Raw genomic sequence first — 18450 nt, forward strand, 5'->3', positions numbered from 1 at the left:
CAGGGTTGATGCTTCAACAATTAAGGAGTAGATAGTGGCCGATCAGCTGATTGTCCGTGGAGCCAGCGAACACAACCTCAAGGGCGTGGATATCGACCTGCCACGCGACAAGATGATCGTGTTTACGGGCCTGTCCGGCTCGGGTAAGTCCTCCCTGGCCTTCGACACGATCTTCGCAGAAGGCCAGCGCCGATACGTTGAGTCTTTGAGCTCCTATGCGCGCATGTTCCTCGGGCGCATGGATAAGCCGGACGTGGAGCTGATCGAGGGGCTGTCCCCGGCAGTTTCCATCGACCAGAAGTCCACGAACCGCAACCCGCGCTCGACCGTCGGCACGGTTACCGAGATCTTCGACTACCTGCGCCTGCTGTATGCCCGCACCGGCATACCGCACTGCCCGGAGTGCGGCGGCGTGATCCAGCGGCAGACCCCGCAGGAGATCGTGGACCAGATTCTGGCGATGGAGCAGGGGCTGAAGTTCCAGGTGCTCGCGCCGGTAGTGCGCACCCGCAAGGGCGAGTTCGTGGACCTCTTCGAGGACCTGGCCGCGCAGGGCTACTCCCGCGTGCAGGTCGACGGTGCGGTGTACCAGCTGTCCAACCCGCCGACGCTAGAAAAGCAGGTCAAGCACGACATCGACGTAGTGGTGGACCGTCTGCAGGTAAAGGAATCCCAGAAGCAGCGCCTGACAGACTCGATCGAGACCGCCCTGAAGCTGGCCGACGGGATCGTGGTCCTGGACTTCGTGGGACTGCCGGATGACGATCCGCACCGCACGCGCCGATTCTCCGAGAAAATGGCCTGCCCGAACGGTCACGCGATCCAGCTGGACGAGCTGGAGCCGCGCACGTTCTCCTTCAACTCGCCCTACGGTGCCTGCCCTGCTTGTGACGGCCTGGGCACGCGCCTGGAGGTCGACGAGAAGCTGGTGATCCCGGACGAGGACGCAGCCGTGGTCGACGCGATCGCGCCGTGGTCGTCCAGCCCGAACAGCAAGTACTTCACCAAGCTGGTGAACGCACTGGGCGAGGCGATGGGCTTCGACCCGAAGTCCCCGTGGAAGGACCTGAAGGCCACCCACCGCAAGGCCATCCTGAACGGCCACAAGACGCAGATCAAGGTCAGCTACCGTAACCGCTACGGCCGTTCGCGCACCTACAACGCACCCTTCGAGGGCGTGATGCCCTTCCTGAAGCGCAAGCTCGACCAGACCGATTCCGACTGGTCCAAGGAGCGCTACCGCAGCTACATGCGTGAGGTCGCCTGCCCGACGTGCGACGGCACGCGCCTGAAGCCGGAGGTTCTGGCCGTAACTATTGCCTCGGGCGAGCAGGAGCTGTCCATCGCCGAGGTCTCTGATCTTTCTATTGCGGACGCCAGCAGCTTCCTCGATAACCTTTCTCTAAGCAAGCGCGAGGAGATGATTGCCGGGGCGGTTCTGCGGGAGATCCAGGCGCGCCTGAAGTTCCTGCTGGACGTTGGCCTGAACTACCTGTCGATGTCCCGCTCCGCGGGCACGCTCTCCGGCGGTGAGGCCCAGCGCATCCGTCTGGCTACGCAAATTGGTTCCGGTCTGGCGGGCGTGCTGTACGTGCTGGATGAGCCGTCGATCGGCCTGCACCAACGCGATAACGAGCGGCTGATCCGCACCCTGGAGCACCTGCGCGATCTGGGCAACACCCTGATCGTGGTGGAGCACGACGAAGACACGATCCGCACGGCCGACTGGCTGGTGGATATCGGTCCGCGAGCTGGCGAGTACGGCGGCGAGATCGTGTACCAGGGCGAGCCCAAGGGCATCCTCGAGGCGAAGGATTCCTTGACCGGCCAGTACCTGTCCGGTGAAAGGGTGCTGGCTGTCCCGGAGAAGCGCCGCCCGATTGATACGGACCGGGTGCTGACGGTACACGGCGCCCAGGAAAACAACCTGAAGAACGTGGACGTCACCCTGCCGTTGGGCGTGCTGACACTCATCACTGGCGTATCGGGCTCCGGTAAGTCGTCCCTGATCAACGGCATTGTGGCGAAGTCTTTGAGCAACACCCTGAACAAGGCGCGCCAGGTGCCGGGGCACCACAAGAAGATCACGGGCACGGAGCACTTGGACAAGCTGGTGCAGGTGGATCAGAGCCCGATTGGCCGTACCCCGCGATCCAACCCGGCCACGTACACGGGCGTGTTCGACAAGATTCGCAAGCTATTCGCCGAGACGACGGAGGCCAAGGTACGCGGCTACACCGCGGGCCGGTTCTCGTTCAACGTTAAGGGCGGGCGTTGCGAGGCCTGCCACGGCGACGGCACTCTGAAGATCGAGATGAACTTCCTGCCCGACGTGTACGTGCCCTGCGAGGTCTGCGAGGGCGCTCGCTACAACCGCGAGACGTTGGAGGTCCACTACAAGGGCAAGTCCATCGCCGAGGTGCTGGACATGCCGATTTCCGAGGCAGCGGAGTTCTTTGAGCCCGTTACTTCGATTTCCCGCTACCTGAACACCCTGGTGGATGTGGGCCTGGGGTACGTCCGCCTGGGGCAGGCGGCCACCACCTTGTCCGGTGGTGAGGCACAGCGCGTGAAGCTAGCCGCCGAGCTGCAGAAGCGTTCCAACGGCCGGACGGTGTACATCCTCGACGAGCCGACCACCGGCCTGCACTTCGAGGACATCCGCAAGCTGATGCTGGTGATCCAGGGGCTCGTGGACAAGGACAATAGCGTGTTCATCATCGAGCACAACCTGGACGTCATTAAGGCTGCCGACTGGATTGTGGACATGGGGCCGGAGGGCGGCTCCGGCGGTGGCACCGTTGTTGCCGAGGGAACCCCGGAGCAGGTTGCGGAAGTGGAGGCCTCCCACACCGGCCGCTACCTGCGGTCCATGCTCTGATCCTGCATCCGGGGCTGCTGGGGTTGCTGAGCCTGTTGCTGCATCGGCGGCTGTGGCTGTTGAGATTGTTGTGGCATCGGCGGCTGAGGCTGCGGCACTCGCGACTGCGGGGGAGTCTTGTTTGGCTTCTCGCGGGTGATGGCGGCAACCAGTAGCACCATGCCGCAGATGAGGAACGCCAGGGCCTGCACAAGGCCACCGAGGACGGACAGGTCGTAGAAGACAAGCTTGGCGGTGGCGATGATCGCCAGCATCAGGCCGGGCTTCGAGTTGTTGCGGTACAGCAGGTACACGGCGCCCAACATCCAGCTGACGGAGATCAGCACGTGCGCCACCATGAATGACAGCTTCGTGGTGGAGATAGCCATAGCGACGGCGGGGATTGCGGAGGAGGCGAGCACAAGGGTGACTACGCCGATAACCAACATCGTCACTTCCGAGTTGGACTGCTTACCCGGAATCTCGCGTCCAGCGATTCCGCGCAGGCCGGTTTCGAGGAGGTATTGGTGGCGATACAGAAGCGCCACCGCTAGCGCGAGACTGACTACTAGGACGATCGCCGAGTCCGGAACACGCATGCTATCCGCCCCGACCCAGCTGCGCGGTGCGTAGGTGAACACCGCTAGGAAAGAGCACATCAGCGAGATCCATGCGACATTCTTAGGCATGCGCGGCAATCCCCATACAACGGCTGCGGTGTATAGCAGCAGACCCACAGCGACGATGATGCTCCCGTAGCCAAACGCCGAGGCCTCAGCGGGGGAATGCCGTAGTTCAGAATCCAATGCGTACCACTGGAAGAAGCGGATGATGAAGACAATGGGGAGAGTGCCGGCGGAGATTATAAAAGCGAACGCATTGGCCAGCTGTGGGGGAAGCGGTTCGGTTCCTGGAATCTGGAAGTCCGCTTGGAAGATGCCACCGTTGACGCGAGCGATGATGTATGCGCACGCAGTTACTAGGGAGATAAAGACAACAGCCGCCCAGGAATTGCTGGACAACAGGCACACCGACGGAATGATCACCACGGCAACTACGCCGCTGAGGTGAAGCTGGCGGGATGCAAACGGTGGGACGAAGCTGATAATCGTCACGAGCGCGAAGCCCACCACGCCGAGCAGGAACGTCGAAAGCATGAAGGGTGCACTCAGCAGCATCGCGCAGATGTAAGTAATGGTCGCGGTGGTCTGAAGCTTGAACCACGGGCGACCCCAGCGGGCTGCGAAGCCGCAGATAGCGGCGGCGATCAGGCTGCCGGCGAAGTAACCATTGTGGATTTCGCGTTGTACTTCCTGGTCGGCGGGGAACATGGAGAGGAAGTTCGCTGCCGCCGGCAGGATGAATAGAGGCGCGAAGGCGGTGACGACCACTGCGAGGACTTCCTTCTTCCAGGCATATGCCAGAGCCAATGCGCCCGCACATATGACTACCGTCAGCACGCTACCGAGCGCCTCACCGAACCATCCCAGGTTGAACACCGCGACCCAGAGGTCCGCCAAACCGCCCAGTGTGGCAACTATCAATAGCGCCGACGAGCTCACTCCGTCTGGTTGCTTCTTGTGCACGATCGTCGACGTCACGGCCAGGCCGCCACAGATCACCGCAGCGAGAATCACCGCTCCCTCCGGAGTAAGGATTCCGGAAGCGTAGGCCAGTAGAGCCAGGAAGGTGAGTCCGACAACCGTGATGGAGCCGCCAATGATCGCCAGCAGGCGAGTAACCAGGTCTTCCTTTTCCCACCACTGTTGCAGCTTGTTTGGCTCCTTTGGCTCCTGCTGCTTCGCTGCTGGTTGGGGCTGTGGCTGAGGGGCAGCTGGTCGCGGAGCCTGAGGTCGCGATGCCTGCGGGCGGGGTGCCTGAGGTCGCGATGCCTGCGGGCGCGATGCCTGCGGACGCGCTGGCGCTTGCTGCTTTGGCGGAGCGAACTCCTGGCGTGGCGGTTGCGCAGAACGCGCCGGGTGGTGCTGCGCCTGTTGTGGCTGTTGTTGACGCTGAGCCGGCGTGGGCTGAGGTTGTGCGGGCTGAGGCTGCGCTGGTTGAGGTTGTGCAGATTGAGGCTGTGCGGGCTGAGGCTTGGGAACTTGAGTCCGCTCCATCTTGCGTTCAGCCGACCGTTCAGCGGGCGCAGGCGAGTGCTTCTGTGGGGCCTGAGCCGGCGGGGCCTGTAAGTCCGGTTTGGGGCGCGGGGGAGGTGAGGCTGGGGGCGTCACTAAGGAAGAAGAACTAGCAGCGACTCGTTGCGCCTGTGAGAGCCTTTGTTGATTAAGAGCGACCTCTCGCAAAATACTGATCATCTGCGTTTGCGCCTGCACCTGCGAGCGGGCAAGGTCATCGATGCGCTTGATGAGGTCGTTGGTGGGCTGTGCGGATCCGTTAGAAGAGTTATTCATGGCTCAAAAGTTTATTCTCGTTTGGCGCGCCAGGGCGCAGTATCGGTTTTGGTAAATGCTCGGACTATTGTTATACTTCCAAGCACTACCGTCTCGTTCCGTGGGTTTGATTCCCTATTCGTCTTGAATTCGTCTCAAACCAACGGAAACGGGCTGCAAGTGGAGATTCCTTCTCCCACCTAGAGACCGCCTATAGAGGTTGGGCTCGGGTCGTAGCCACAGGCACGGATGGGTTCAGGAGAATCCAGAAGTGGAATGCGTGATGCAGGGCAGTTGTTCCCGCCGGCGCAAAATGGCTGTGATTGTGGGGGAACACAGGGGATCTTCAGTACTGCAGGGGTCGGTAAGACATTAACCAAAACTGCTACTGAGGAGTTCACATTAGCGCAGAAGCTCGCATCAACGACCGTATTCGAGTCCCTGAGGTCCGACTCGTCGGTCCAGGCGGCGAACAGGTCGGTATCGTCAAAACAGACGATGCGCGAAAGCTGGCCTATGAAGCTGACCTCGACCTTGTAGAGGTTGCACCGAACGCCAAGCCGCCCGTGGCAAAGATCATGGACTACGGCAAGTTCAAGTACGAGCAGGCCCAGAAGGCACGCGAAGCTCGTAAGAACCAGCAGCAGACCGTGGTGAAGGAACAGAAGTTCCGTCCGAAGATCGACGACCACGACTACGAGACCAAGAAGGGCAACGTCATTCGTTTCCTGCAGAAGGGCTCCAAGGTCAAGGTCACGATCATGTTCCGCGGGCGTGAGCAGTCTCGCCCGGAGCTCGGGTTCCGGTTGCTTGAGCGACTGGCAAACGACGTCGAGGAATACGGCGTAGTTGAGACCCGTGCCAAGCAAGACGGTCGCAACATGACCATGGTGCTGGGCCCGGTCCGCAAGGGCAAGAAGTAGTAACAGAACTAGTTGTTAGAGGTTTTTCACCAATGAAGCAGAAGACTCACAAGGGTGCCGCAAAGCGCATCAAGATCTCCGGTTCCGGCAAGCTGCGTCGCGAGCAGGCTAACCGCCGCCACCTGCTGGAGGGCAAGCCCTCCAAGCGCACCCGTCGCCTGAAGGGCACCGAGGACGTCGCTCCGGCCGATGTCAAGCGCATGAAGCGTCTGCTGGGCAAGGCATAACTTAAAGCCCACTTTTCCACCCCAATACACCCAACCGCGTCATCGAGTGGATTCAGCGCTTGAGAAAGTGCTGGTTCGAGGCGCGCACACTTAAAGAAAAGGAAGTATCACCGTGGCACGTGTCAAGCGCTCAGTGAACGCCAAGAAGAAGCGTCGCGAAGTACTGAAGTCCGCCAAGGGCTACCGTGGTCAGCGCTCCCGCCTGTACCGCAAGGCAAAGGAGCAGATGCTCCACTCCAAGACTTACGAGTTCCGCGATCGCAAGGCTCGTAAGAACGAGTTCCGCAAGCTGTGGATCCAGCGCATCAACGCTGGTGCTCGCCAGAACGGCATGACCTACAACCGTCTGATCCAGGGCCTGCGCCTGGCCGAGATTGAGGTCGACCGCAAGAACCTGGCTGAGCTGGCCGTCAACGACTTCGACGCATTCACCGCTCTGTGCGAGGCTGCCAAGGCTGCCCTGCCGGAGGACGTTAACGCACCGGCTGCTTCCTAAAGCCAGCCCTAAACGCGTAACGCGCACCCCATCCTGGACACCCAGGGTGGGGTTTTCTCGTATGGGGCCGTATGTACGCGGCGATTCCCGATAGATTGGAGGGGCAGCCCCGGATATAGCCGGGCAGAAGTCCGTTAAAGCTAAGGAGAATCCGCATTGAAGACCTACACGCGCGCCGCACTGGCAGCAGTCCTGGCTTTGTCTCTCGGCGGTTCCCTAGCATCATGCAACATGAGCACCAACGAAGACGCGGAACGGGCTATGCAGGAAGCCTCGGAAGGCCCAGGTGGCTCGGAAAGGGCCGGTGATGAGGATCTCTCCTATGCCGATATGTCGGAGGAGGACTTCGCAGCGAAGGCCGCAAAGACCGTCGAGGATTTCATTCAAACCAACTTTGATTCCTCTTTGGTCAAGACAATCGAAAGGCTCCCCGGCGAGGATAAAGCGTTGCTCAAGCGGGCCAACACGGTGGCTAACGTCGAGAAGCTCTCCGACGAAGAGAAGGATGAACTCTTCGAAGTAGCCGACAAGGTGTACAACGTGCGTCACTTCATCGCGGGGGTTGATGACATGAGCGATGAAGACCGCGGTGCGGTAGTTGTTGGCCTGAACCACAGCCTCGACGGTGTCTGGCGGTTCTTTGGTGGCCACGGCGCGGTGGAGGTGACAGCGCATCCGGAGAAGGCAAAGGTCGATAGTGCTCGTACGAAGGTGGAGTTCCCGATGGGTTCCCTCGAAATGCACATGCATGGCATCGAGGCGAGTCAGCAGGAGCCCCTTGCCGTTGTCGTGGACGGCGGTCAGCTCCGCATTCATGGCCAGTATCTCATCGATATTGCGCAGGAGGCCAAGGATGGGACGATGACGCGCACTCATTCCAAGAACGGCGTTACCACGACGGAGAAGGAGCAGATGACCCTGTTCGAAAACTAGGTCAATTAAGCTGTGGGGTATGAACCCGCAGGATGCCCAAGAGCTTTTCACCGAAAGAACCCCTCGCATTGTCAACGCAGCCAAGCTTCACCGGGCGGCTGCGCGTAAGAAGGCGGGGGTTTTCCTTGTGGAGGGGGAGAACAGCGTAGAGGCCGCCATTGCCACCGGAAGTGCCACGGACGTGTACGTCACGCTGGCTGCCGCGGAGCGTTTCGAGCCGATTATCCGCACCGCCGGCTACCTCAATATCTACGTGCACTACATCACGGACAAGGCGGCCAAGCACCTTTCTGATACCGCCACGACTACAGGTTTGTTTGCCGTGTGCAAGCCGGTGTTGTGGTCTGTCGGTAAGGTATTGACGCCCCAGCCTCGGCTAGTGAGCGTCCCAGTGGAAACCAACGACCCCGGCAATGCGGGCACCCTGATCCGTGTGGCCGATGCCATGGGCGCGGATGCCGTGGTGTTCGCCGGGGAGACTGTCGACCCGCAGTCGTGCAAAGCCGCTCGCGCCTCCGCGGGCTCGCTGTTCCACGTGCCGGTGGCCCGCTCCACCAACGTGAAGGACGTGTTGGGCCAGCTGCGCGCCCAGGGGCTGCAGATTCTCGCCACCGCGGCCGACGGGGAGGTCAGTCTGGATGATGCCGGGGAGATCCTCACCAAGCCCACCGCGTGGCTGTTCGGTAATGAGGCGCACGGGCTGGGCGAGGAACTGCTGGCCGAGGCGGACCTGCGAGTTTCCATCCCGATCCGTGGGCGCGCGGAATCCCTCAACCTTGCCACTGCGGCCTCCATCTGCATGTATGAATCGTCCCGCATCCAGGCGGCGGCACAGGAGGCTGCTGGGGGAGCAGCCGAAGACTGATAGCCCCAACTCGGTGCGGCAGTGGGCCAGCCGGGTATTATTAACGAGGTTAAGCCGTGCACGTAGAAAGAGGAGCGCACTGAAGTGACGGATTCCGCGGACACTCCCCAGGTAGAGCTTTCGGAGCAGGGGCTCAACGCCGCAGCAGACGCAGCCGAGAAGGCCTTTGCCGAGGCTGCAAATCTGGAGGAACTGGCGGCCGCTCGCCGCGAGCACCTGGGCGACGATGCCCCCATTCCGGCCGCCCGCCGTAGCCTGGGCAGCCTGCCGAAGGATCAGCGCAAGGACGCTGGCCGCCTGGTGAACATGGCGCGGGGTCGCGTCGAAAAGCGCTTCGCCCAGGTCAAGGCTGAGCTCGAGCGCAAGCGCAACGAGGAAGTCCTGCGTGCCGAGCGCATCGACGTCACCGAGCCGACCACCCGCGGTCAGCGCGGCGCCCAGCACCCGATCACCATCCTGTCCGAACAGATCGCTGACATCTTCGTTGGCATGGGCTGGGAGATCGCCGACGGCCCGGAGGTCGAGGCAGAGTACTTCAACTTCGACTCCCTGAACTTCATCCCAGACCACCCCGCGCGCACGCTACAGGACACCTTCCACATCGCTCCGGAGGGCTCCGGCCAGGTGCTGCGCACCCACACCTCTCCGGTGCAGATGCGCACGATGCTCTCCCGCGACCTGCCGATCTACATTGCCTGCCCGGGCCGCGTGTTCCGCACCGATGAGCTGGACGCCACCCACACCCCCGTGTTCCACCAGGTCGAAGGCCTGGCCGTGGATAAGGGGCTGACGATGGCGCACCTGAAGGGCACGCTGGATCACCTGGCCAAGACGCTGTTCGGCGAGGAAGCCAAGACCCGCATCCGCCCGAACTACTTCCCGTTCACTGAGCCCTCCGCCGAGGTGGACGTCTGGTTCGCCGACAAGAAGGGCGGCGCTGGCTGGATCGAGTGGGGCGGTTGCGGCATGGTCAACCCGAACGTCCTGATCGCCGCGGGCGTGGATCCGGAGGAGTACTCCGGCTTCGCCTTCGGCATGGGCATCGAGCGCACCCTGCAGTTCCGCAACGGCCTGCCCGACATGCGCGACATGGTGGAGGGCGATGTGCGCTTCACCCTGCCGTTCGGCGTTCGCCGCTAGAGCAATTTCCCCCAGAGCACCAGAGCATCCCAGAGCACCCCATTTAGAGCCCCAACCAAGGATCTTTCGAAAATCATGCTTATTTCCCAGTCGTGGCTGACCCGAATCCTGCAGACCTCCAACCCGCAGTGGAGCGTGAGCGCCGAGGAGTTCGACGCCGGCTTCGTCCGCGTTGGCTTCGAGACCGAGGGGTACGAGGCGATCCCCGAAACCACCGGCCCGCTGGTGATCGGTCGCGTCGAAAAGATCGAGGAGCTCACCGAGTTCAAGAAGCCGATCCGTTACTGCGACGTCAACGTCGGCCAGGCCAACGGCACCGGCGAGCTGCAGCACATCATCTGTGGCGCGCGGAACTTCGCCGAGGGCGACAACGTCGTCATCGCCCTGCCCGGCACGGTGCTGCCCGGCCCGTTCGAGATCTCGGCGCGTAAGACCTACGGCAAGATCTCCGAGGGCATGATCTGTTCTGCGATGGAGGTGGGCCTGGCCAGCCAGCAGAACGCGGGGATCATGACTATTTCTGACGCCGATTTGGCCAGCGCCAACCTCAAGGTAGGCGACGACGCGCGTGGGCTGCTGGGTTTGCAGGACACCATCTTCGACGTGAACATCACCCCGGACCGCGGCTACGCGCTGTCGGCCAGGGGACTCGCCCGCGAGTTGGCGTCCAGTTTTGACCTGCAGTTCCGCGACCCGGCGCAGGATCCGGCAGCAGCGGCGATGCGCAACGACCTTTTCGCCGGCCTGCCCGGCACCGACGGCGAGGTGCAAGCGCTGAAGGTCGACGAGGACACGAAGTGCTCCAAGTTCGGCATGCGCAAGGTCACCGGCATCGATCCGCAGGCGGAGTCCCCGCTATGGCTGCAGCGAGAGCTGATGCTGTGCGGACAGCGCCCAGTGAACCCGGCGACGGACGTGACGAACTACGTGATGTTCCTGCTGGGCCAGCCGATGCACGCCTTCGACGCGGATAAGGTCACCGGAGAGCTGCACGTCCGCCTGGCGAAGAAGGGGGAGAAGCTGACCACGCTGGATGACGTGGAGCGCACCCTCGACCCGGAGGACGTGGTGATCTCCGACGAGTCCGGTATCCAGTCGCTGGCTGGCGTGATGGGCGGTTCGACCTCCGAGATTTCCGAGGCGACCACCAACGTGCTGTTCGAGGCCGCACACTGGGATCAGATCACCGTGGCCCGCACGTGCCGCCGCCACAAGCTTTCCTCCGAGGCCTCCCGCCGCTTCGAGCGCGGCACGGACGCCGCCATTATCGAGGACGCGCTGGACTTCGCCGTCGCACTGCTGGTGAACATCGCTGGTGGCCAGGTGGAGGAGGGGCGCACTCTGGTCGGTGCGGTTCCGGAGATGCCGATGATCACCATCCACACCTCCCTGCCGGGCAAGACCGCGGGCAAGATCTACCCGGACGGCACCACCATTTCCCGCCTGCGGGAGGTCGGCTGTGAGGTGCGCGAGACCGGCTCCCGCGACGACAACGGCGCCCGCGAGATCGAGGTCACCCCGCCGACCTGGCGCCCGGATCTGACGATGCCCGCCGACCTGGTGGAGGAGGTTCTGCGCCTGGAGGGCCTGGAGGACATCCCCTCTATCGTCCCGACCGCCCCGGCTGGCCGCGGCTACACCCCACGCCAGCGGATGCGCCGCAACGTGGGCCAGGCCCTGGCCTGGGCGGGTTACGCAGAGATCCTGCCGACCCCGTTCATCGCCAACGACGTATTCGACGTCTGGGACCTGCCAGCGGATGACCCGCGCCGTCTGACGGTGAAGGTACAGAACCCGCTGGAGAGCGACTACGCCTGCATCGGCACTACGCTGCTGCCGTCCATGATCGAATCCCTCCGCCGCAACGTCACCCGTGGCCAGCGCGATGCAGCCCTTTACGGCGTGGAGCAGGTTTCCGTACCGAAGTCGGCCAAGCCGTTCTCGCCGATGCCTTCTGTAAAGCAGCGCCCGGGGGCAGAGGAGCTGCAGGAGCTGCTGGATTCCCTGCCCGCCCAGCCGCTGCACGTAGCCGTTGTGGCTACGGGTAACCGGCAGCTGCAGGGCACCTGGGGTGAGCCGGAGGCATTCACTGCGGCCGACGCCATCGAATCCGCCCGTGTGGTCGCCCGTGCCGCCGGCGTGGAGATCACCGTGCGCAACGCAGAGTACTTGCCGTGGCACCCGGGCCGCTGTGCTGAGATTCTGGTGGGCGACAAGGTCGTTGGCCACGCAGGCGAGCTGCACCCGCAAGTCTGCGAGCGCGCGGAGCTGCCGCCGCGCACCGTGGCCATGGAGATGAACCTGGACGAGCTGCCGCTGAGGGAGACCTTCCCGCGCCCGGTGCTGTCTGCATTCCCGGCGGTGCTGCAGGACATCGCGGTCGTCGTTGACGAGGCCACCCCGGCCCAGGACGTTGAAGATGCCCTGCGTGCTGGCGCTGGCGAGCTGTTGGAGGAGATCCGACTGTTCGACGTCTACCACTCCGAGTCCCTGGGAGAGGGCAAGCGCTCGCTGACCTTCAGCCTGCGCTTCCGCGCGCCCGACCGCACTCTGACGGAGGAAGAGGCCAGCAAGTCCCGCGAGGCGGCCCTGCAATCAGCCACCGAGAAGGTGGGCGCACAGCTTCGCGCCTAAGTGCATAATTCCCATAAACCTGAATAATTTGCAATTTTGGTTCCAGTAGGGCAGAATCGTCCTATGTTGAAAATTGCAGTAGCAGGCGCCAGTGGGTACGCGGGTGGCGAGGCTCTTCGCCTCCTATTGAATCACCCCGGCTACGGCGTGGACTTCGAAATCGGTTCGCTGACCGGCGGTTCCAACGCGGGCACGCGATTCGGCGAACTCAACCCGGGACTGCCCGCCCTGGCGGATCGCGTGCTCGAAGAGACGACCGAGGAAGTTCTCCGCGGGCACGCCGCTGCAATCCTGGCCCTCCCTCACGGAGTCTCCGCCGCTCTGGATCTGCCGGAATCCATGAAGATCGTGGACTGCGGCGCGGACTACCGACTGAAGAACGCCAACCACTGGGCGCGCTTCTACGGCACCCCGCACGCCGGCACCCGCACCTACGGCATCCCGGAGATGCCTGGCCGCCGGGAAGAGATCGCGGCCACCAATTACGTCGCTGCCCCCGGTTGCTTCCCGACCGGCGCCACGATGGCCCTCATGCCCGCTATTGCTAGCGGCCTGATGGCCCCGCAGATCAGCGTGGTTTCCGTCACCGGCACCACCGGTGCTGGTAAGAAGGCCGCCGTGAACCTGCTGGGTTCGGAGACCATGGGGAACTTGCGCGCCTATGGCGTGGGCACCCACCGCCACGCGCCGGAGATCAAGCAGAGCGTGGAAGAGCTGCTGGCTCCCGGCTACTCCTCGGACGACGTACACGTGACCTTCACCCCGGTGCTGGCCCCGCTGACCCGCGGCATCCTCACCACCGTCACCGCCCCCGCGCGTGGCCAGTCGAGCGATATCCGCCGTGCCTACGAGAAGTTCTGCGCCAACGAGCCCTTCCTGCATCTGCTGCCAGAGGGCCAGCAGCCGGAGGTGAAGAGCGTCGTCGGTTCCAACATGGTGCACATCCAAGTGGAGGTCGCCGACGGCATGGTCATCGCCACCAGCGCCATCGATAACCTCACAAAGGGCACCGCAGGTGCCGCCATCCAATGCCTCAACCTGATGTTCGGTTGGGAAGAAACCGCGGGACTCCCGCAGACGGGGCTCTGATTCTCAGTTATGACCAGTGCAGACAAGAACAACCCGGATACCAGCACTGCCCAAGGCTCCTCCGCGGACCTCGGCGTGACCGTTCCCAAGGGCTTTAGCGCCGCAGCTGTGACGGCGGGGATCAAGCCCTCCGGCAAGTCGGATATGGCTCTGATCCGCAACGACGGACCCGATGCCATCGCCGCAGCCATGTTCACCCGCAATCAGGTCACCGCCGCCCCCGTTCGCTACACCAAGGCGAACAACGACGGCACCTTCCGCGCCGTCGTGGTCAACTCCGGCAACGCCAACGCCTGCAACGGAGCCCAGGGTGACAAGGATGCGCGCGTTACCGCTGAGAAGGCCGCCGAGCTGCTGGGATGCCAGCCCAGCGACGTTGCCGTGTGTTCCACCGGCCTGATCGGCGATGTGCTGCCGATGGATAAGGTCCTCGCCGGAGTCGGCGAACTCGCCGGCGAGCTCGACCAGTCCATCACCGCCGGCAACGATGCTGCCCGCGCCATCATGACCACCGACCTCGTCGCTAAGGAGGCCGTCTACCACGGCGAAGGTTGGTCCATCGGCGCCATGGGCAAGGGTGTCGGCATGATGGCCCCGTCGCTGGCTACGATGCTCGTGTTTATTACTACGGACGCCCACCTTCCCAACGCCGACATGGCCCACGAGGCCCTGGCGGGCGCCACTCCGACAACCTTCGACTGCATCGACATCGACGGCGCGACCTCAACCAACGACACTGTGCTGCTGATGGCCTCCGGCGCTTCCGGCATCACCCCGGACGCAGAGGAATTCAACGCTGCGATCCACCAGGTGTGCCTCGATATTGCGATGCAGCTACAGGCGGACGCTGAGGGCGTCACAAAGAGAGTGTCCATCACCGTCGGCGGCGCAGAAACGGACGCGGACGCACAGACCGCAGCGCGCGTCATCGGCCGCGACAACCTGTTTAAGTGTGCGATGTTCGGCTCCGACCCGAACTGGGGCCGCGTGCTGGCTGCCGTAGGAATGGCGCCGGTGAAGATGAACCCGGAGGCCATCAGCGTGTCCTTCAACGGACACCCGGTGTGCATCAACTCCACGGGCGCGCCCGGTGCCCGCACCGTGGATCTCTCGGGCGCCGACATTGCCGTCGAGGTGGACCTCGGCGTAGGCGAGGGGCGCGCGACGGTATGGACGACCGACCTGTCGTACTCCTACGTGGAGATCAATTCGGAATACTCCACCTAGTTCATCCAGCTCACCCAGCTTGCCCAGAGCTCACCCGCACAACGGATCTACCAGGAAACGCACCAATGAACCCCAAACACACTCCCATCGATACCACCGGGCTGACCCCCGAGATGCGCAGCCATGTGCTGGCCGAGGCCCTGCCGTGGCTGCTGCACTACCGCGACAAGATCGTGGTGGTGAAGTACGGCGGCAACGCGATGATCGACGAGGATCTGAAGCGCGCCTTCGCCGCCGACATGGTCTTCCTGCGCGCCATCGGCGCCCGCCCGGTTGTGGTCCACGGCGGCGGCCCGCAGATCAACGAGATGCTGAAGACCGTCGGCCTGGAGGGCGAGTTTAAGGGCGGCTTCCGCGTGACCACCCCGGAGGTCATGGAGTACGTCCGCATGGTGCTGTTCGGCAAGGTCGGCCGTGAGCTGGTCGGGCTGATCAACGAGCACGGCCCCTACGCCGTCGGCGCCTCGGGCGAGGATGCCGGCCTGTTCACCGCCTCTAAGCGCAAGGTCACGATCGATGGGGAAGAGGTCGACCTGGGCCGCGTGGGGCAGATCGAGCACGTCGACGCCGAAAGCCTGATCGACCTCATCGACGCTGGCCGCATCCCCGTGGTCTCCACGGTCGCACCGGATGACCAGGGGCGGATCTACAACATCAACGCAGATACCGCCGCCGGCGCGCTGGCAGGTGCCCTGGGCGCCGAGAGGCTCGTGATGCTCACCAACGTCAAGGGCTTGTACACCGACTGGCCGAACAAGGAATCGCTGGTATCCAGCCTGACCCCGGAGCAGCTCTCCGACCTGCTGCCCAACCTGGATTCCGGCATGGTGCCGAAGATGGAGGCCTGCCTGGACGCGCTGCGTAGCGGCGTGCAGGCCGCGCACGTCATCGACGGCCGTATTCCGCACTCCGTAATCTTGGAGCTGATGACCACCGGAGGTATCGGCACCATGATCTGCCCCGCGGGCTGGGAAGACGTCACCAGCCCCGACATCAACTATCGGGAGGATCTCCCATGACCCAGAACCTAGAGAACGCATCTAACGACTGGCAGGGCCACTGGAACGCCGCGCTGTTCGAAACCTATGGCACCCCGCCGCGCGAGCTGGTCTCTGGCCGCGGCACCATCGTCACCGACGCGGAAGGCAACGAGTACCTCGACCTGCTGTCCGGCATCGCCGTGAACGCTCTGGGGCACGCTCACCCTGCCATCGTTGACGCCGTAACGAATCAGATCGCTACGCTCAGCCACACGTCTAACCTGTTCGCCCACCCGCAGGTGATCAAGCTCGCCGAGCGGCTGAAAGGCCTGCTGGGAGAGCAACACGGGGAGGCCGCCAAGGCGGTGGCCGGTGCCCGCGTGTTCTTCTCCAACTCCGGCGCCGAGGCCAACGAGGCTGCCTTCAAGATCGCCCGCGCCACCGGCAAGACCAAGATCCTGGCCGCCGAGCGTGGCTTCCACGGCCGCACCATGGGCGCCCTCGCCCTGACCGGCCAGCCGGATAAGCAGGAGCCCTTCAAGCCCCTGCCCGGTGGCGTGGAGTATTACCCCTACGGCGACATCGAAGCCCTGCGGGAGATGGCTGACGACGACACTGCTGCGATCTTCCTGGAGTCCATCCAGGGCGAAACCGGCGTGATCCCCGCCCCGGACGGCTTTCTTGCCGCCGTGCGCGAGCTGTGCGATGCCCACGACATCCTCATGGTCGTCGACGAGGTGCAGGCCGGCATGGGCCGCACCGGCCAGTGGTTCGGCTTCCAGCACGAGGCCGGTGTGCTGCCGGACGTCATCACCATGGCCAAGGGACTGGGCGGTGGCCTGCCGATCGGCGCCACGCTCGCCCTGCCGAAGGCGCAGCTGCTGGCCAAGGGGATGCACGGCACCACTTTCGGCGGAAACCCTGTCGTCTGCGCGGCCGCGAATGCCGTTATCGACACGATCGAGTCCGAGGACCTGCTGGACAACGTAGCCACCCAGTCGCAGGCAATCCGCGACGGCCTGGCCGATCACCCGAGCGTGCAGAGCATCCGTGGCCGCGGGCTGATGCTCGGTATCGTCCTGGATGCGCCCCTTAACCTGGATCCGCTGGACTACGGGCTGATCGTCAACAAGCCCCAGCCCGATGTGATCCGCCTGGTCCCGCCGCTGAATATTTCGACGGATGAGGTGCAGCGGGGCGTCACAAAGATTAGGCAGATGCTGGACGACAACCGCGCGCAGAACTAGTAACCGCACAAAGAACGGAAGACACCACATGACAAACCTGCACCTGCAGAACAAGGGGCCGCTGCGCCACATGCTGGCCGACGACGACCTCACCCCGGAAGAGCAGGCCGAAGTGCTGGCGCTGGCCGAGGAGCTGAAGGACAACCGCTACGGCAACGGCTACCGCAACCTGCTGGAGCGCCGCTCCGTTGCCGTGCTGTTCGACAAGACCTCTACGCGCACGCGCTTTTCTTTTGACGCCGGCATCACCGAGCTGGGCGGCAACGCCATCGTCGTGGACAGCGGAAGTTCGCAGATGGGGAAGGGAGAGACCTTCCAGGACACTGGCGCGGTCCTGTCCCGCTACGTCACCGCGATTGTCTGGCGCACCGGCGCGCACGACAACCTCCACCAGATGGCGGAGACCGCGGGCGTGCCGATCGTCAACTCCCTGTCCGACGACTTCCACCCCTGCCAGATCCTCGCCGACCTGGTGACCATCAAGGAACACAAGGGCGAGCTCAAGGGCCTGAACGCGGTGTACTTCGGCGACGGCGCGAACAACATGGCCAACAGCTACATGCTGGGATTCGCCACGGCGGGAGTGAACATCACCATCGCCGCACCAGAGGGTTTCCAACCGGAGGCGAAGTTCGTGGAACGCGCCAAGAAGCGCGCCGAACTGACCGGCGCGACTGTGACCGTCACCGACAAGGTGGACGCCACGGGGGCGGACGTGGTGATTACCGACACCTGGCTGTCCATGGGGCAGGATGCCTCCGAAGACCGCAGCGCGCTGCGGGCCTACCAGGTGGACGAAAAGCTGATGGGTACCGCCAAGGACGATGCAATCTTCCTGCACTGTTTGCCGGCTTATCGCGGCAGCGAGGTGACGCCGGAGGTCATCGACGGGCCGCAGTCGGTGGTCTTCGATGAGGCGGAGAATCGCCTGCACGCACAGAAGGCACTGTTGGTATGGCTTCTTCGCTAACTCGCACAGCCCGGCAGGACATGATCGGGCGGATCATCGGTGCCGAGAAGGTCGGCAGCCAGCGCGAGCTGCTGGGAATCCTGGTGAACCGCGGCATCGACGTCACCCAGGCCACCCTGTCGCGCGACCTGGTGGACCTCGGCGCGAAGAAGGTGCGCGTGGGCGGGGAGGTTTACTACTCCCTGTCCGACGATGTGCGCGTGGATGGGCCGGACAAGCTGCGGCGCGTCCTGGCCGAGCTGCTGGTCGACCACGACCACTCCGGAAACATCGCCGTACTGCGCACCCCACCCGGCGCTGCGCAGTACCTGGCCAGCATCCTGGACCGCTCGGACGTAAACCGAGTGGTGGCCACCATCGCCGGCGACGATACCGTGTTCGTCCTGGCACGGGAGCCGCTCAACGGCAAGGAGCTGGGGGAGTACTTCTTCCAGCTGGCACATAGCTAAAATCAAATAACGGATACAAC

16 protein-coding genes are annotated in these 18450 nt (G+C 63.6%); 15 read left to right on the plus strand and 1 reads right to left on the minus strand.

All coding sequences use genetic code 11. The annotated features are described in order from the left end of the window. Window positions 1–34 precede the first annotated feature (34 nt). Window positions 35–2881: an excinuclease ABC subunit UvrA gene (uvrA, locus tag L8V00_RS07775; protein ID WP_269944686.1), complete on the plus strand. Its 2847-nt coding sequence runs from the start codon at window positions 35–37 to the stop codon at window positions 2879–2881. Here uvrA and L8V00_RS07780 read toward each other — a convergent pair. Next, on the minus strand, window positions 2860–4497 hold the full coding sequence (locus L8V00_RS07780) for a hypothetical protein (RefSeq protein WP_269944687.1): 1638 nt from the start codon (window positions 4495–4497) through the stop codon (window positions 2860–2862). The two genes, uvrA and L8V00_RS07780, sit on opposite strands and share 22 nt — an antisense overlap. A 182-nt stretch (window positions 4498–4679) precedes the next feature. Here L8V00_RS07780 and L8V00_RS07785 point away from each other — a divergent pair, with 182 nt between their 5' ends. From L8V00_RS07785 to argR, 14 genes are all read left to right on the plus strand, one after another. Continuing rightward, complete coding sequence (locus L8V00_RS07785; protein WP_269944688.1) at window positions 4680–5108, plus strand: hypothetical protein; 429 nt, start codon at window positions 4680–4682, stop codon at window positions 5106–5108. A 543-nt stretch (window positions 5109–5651) separates the two neighbouring features. After that, on the plus strand, window positions 5652–6173 hold the full coding sequence (gene infC / locus L8V00_RS07790) for a translation initiation factor IF-3 (RefSeq protein WP_080721354.1): 522 nt from the start codon (window positions 5652–5654) through the stop codon (window positions 6171–6173). Between the two features lie 32 nt (window positions 6174–6205). Further along, on the plus strand, window positions 6206–6400 hold the full coding sequence (gene rpmI / locus L8V00_RS07795) for a 50S ribosomal protein L35 (RefSeq protein ID WP_005295736.1): 195 nt from the start codon (window positions 6206–6208) through the stop codon (window positions 6398–6400). Window positions 6401–6512: 112 nt separating this feature from the next. Then, window positions 6513–6896, plus strand: coding sequence for a 50S ribosomal protein L20 (gene rplT, locus L8V00_RS07800; protein WP_011273437.1), 384 nt, complete (start codon window positions 6513–6515; stop codon window positions 6894–6896). A gap of 231 nt (window positions 6897–7127) precedes the next feature. Continuing rightward, on the plus strand, window positions 7128–7829 hold the full coding sequence (locus L8V00_RS07805; RefSeq protein WP_269944689.1) for a hypothetical protein: 702 nt from the start codon (window positions 7128–7130) through the stop codon (window positions 7827–7829). Between the two features lie 19 nt (window positions 7830–7848). After that, window positions 7849–8694, plus strand: a complete 846-nt coding sequence (locus L8V00_RS07810) for a TrmH family RNA methyltransferase (protein ID WP_035005693.1) — start codon at window positions 7849–7851, stop codon at window positions 8692–8694. Between the two features lie 84 nt (window positions 8695–8778). Further along, window positions 8779–9834 (plus strand): phenylalanine--tRNA ligase subunit alpha, encoded by a 1056-nt coding sequence (gene pheS, locus L8V00_RS07815; protein WP_011273440.1) that lies wholly within the window; start codon window positions 8779–8781, stop codon window positions 9832–9834. 75 nt (window positions 9835–9909) lie between these two features. Further along, complete coding sequence (gene pheT / locus L8V00_RS07820) at window positions 9910–12468, plus strand: phenylalanine--tRNA ligase subunit beta (protein WP_269944690.1); 2559 nt, start codon at window positions 9910–9912, stop codon at window positions 12466–12468. A 63-nt stretch (window positions 12469–12531) separates the two neighbouring features. Next, window positions 12532–13557, plus strand: a complete 1026-nt coding sequence (gene argC / locus L8V00_RS07825) for an N-acetyl-gamma-glutamyl-phosphate reductase (RefSeq protein WP_269944691.1) — start codon at window positions 12532–12534, stop codon at window positions 13555–13557. Between the two features lie 9 nt (window positions 13558–13566). Then, window positions 13567–14784, plus strand: coding sequence for a bifunctional glutamate N-acetyltransferase/amino-acid acetyltransferase ArgJ (gene argJ, locus L8V00_RS07830; RefSeq protein WP_070489146.1), 1218 nt, complete (start codon window positions 13567–13569; stop codon window positions 14782–14784). 65 nt (window positions 14785–14849) lie between these two features. Continuing rightward, window positions 14850–15803 (plus strand): acetylglutamate kinase, encoded by a 954-nt coding sequence (gene argB, locus L8V00_RS07835; RefSeq protein WP_035005705.1) that lies wholly within the window; start codon window positions 14850–14852, stop codon window positions 15801–15803. After that, window positions 15800–17011, plus strand: a complete 1212-nt coding sequence (locus L8V00_RS07840; protein WP_035005707.1) for an acetylornithine transaminase — start codon at window positions 15800–15802, stop codon at window positions 17009–17011. The genes argB and L8V00_RS07840 overlap by 4 nt, the downstream gene beginning before the upstream one ends. Window positions 17012–17054: 43 nt before the next feature. Continuing rightward, complete coding sequence (gene argF / locus L8V00_RS07845) at window positions 17055–17981, plus strand: ornithine carbamoyltransferase (RefSeq protein WP_370642215.1); 927 nt, start codon at window positions 17055–17057, stop codon at window positions 17979–17981. Then, window positions 17966–18430, plus strand: coding sequence for an arginine repressor (gene argR, locus L8V00_RS07850; protein WP_011273446.1), 465 nt, complete (start codon window positions 17966–17968; stop codon window positions 18428–18430). Before argF ends, argR begins: the two co-directional genes overlap by 16 nt. The last annotated feature ends 20 nt before the right edge of the window (window positions 18431–18450 follow it).

The sequence above is a fragment of the Corynebacterium evansiae genome, from assembly GCF_027570065.1.
Taxonomy (GTDB): Bacteria; Actinomycetota; Actinomycetes; order Mycobacteriales; family Mycobacteriaceae; genus Corynebacterium; species Corynebacterium evansiae.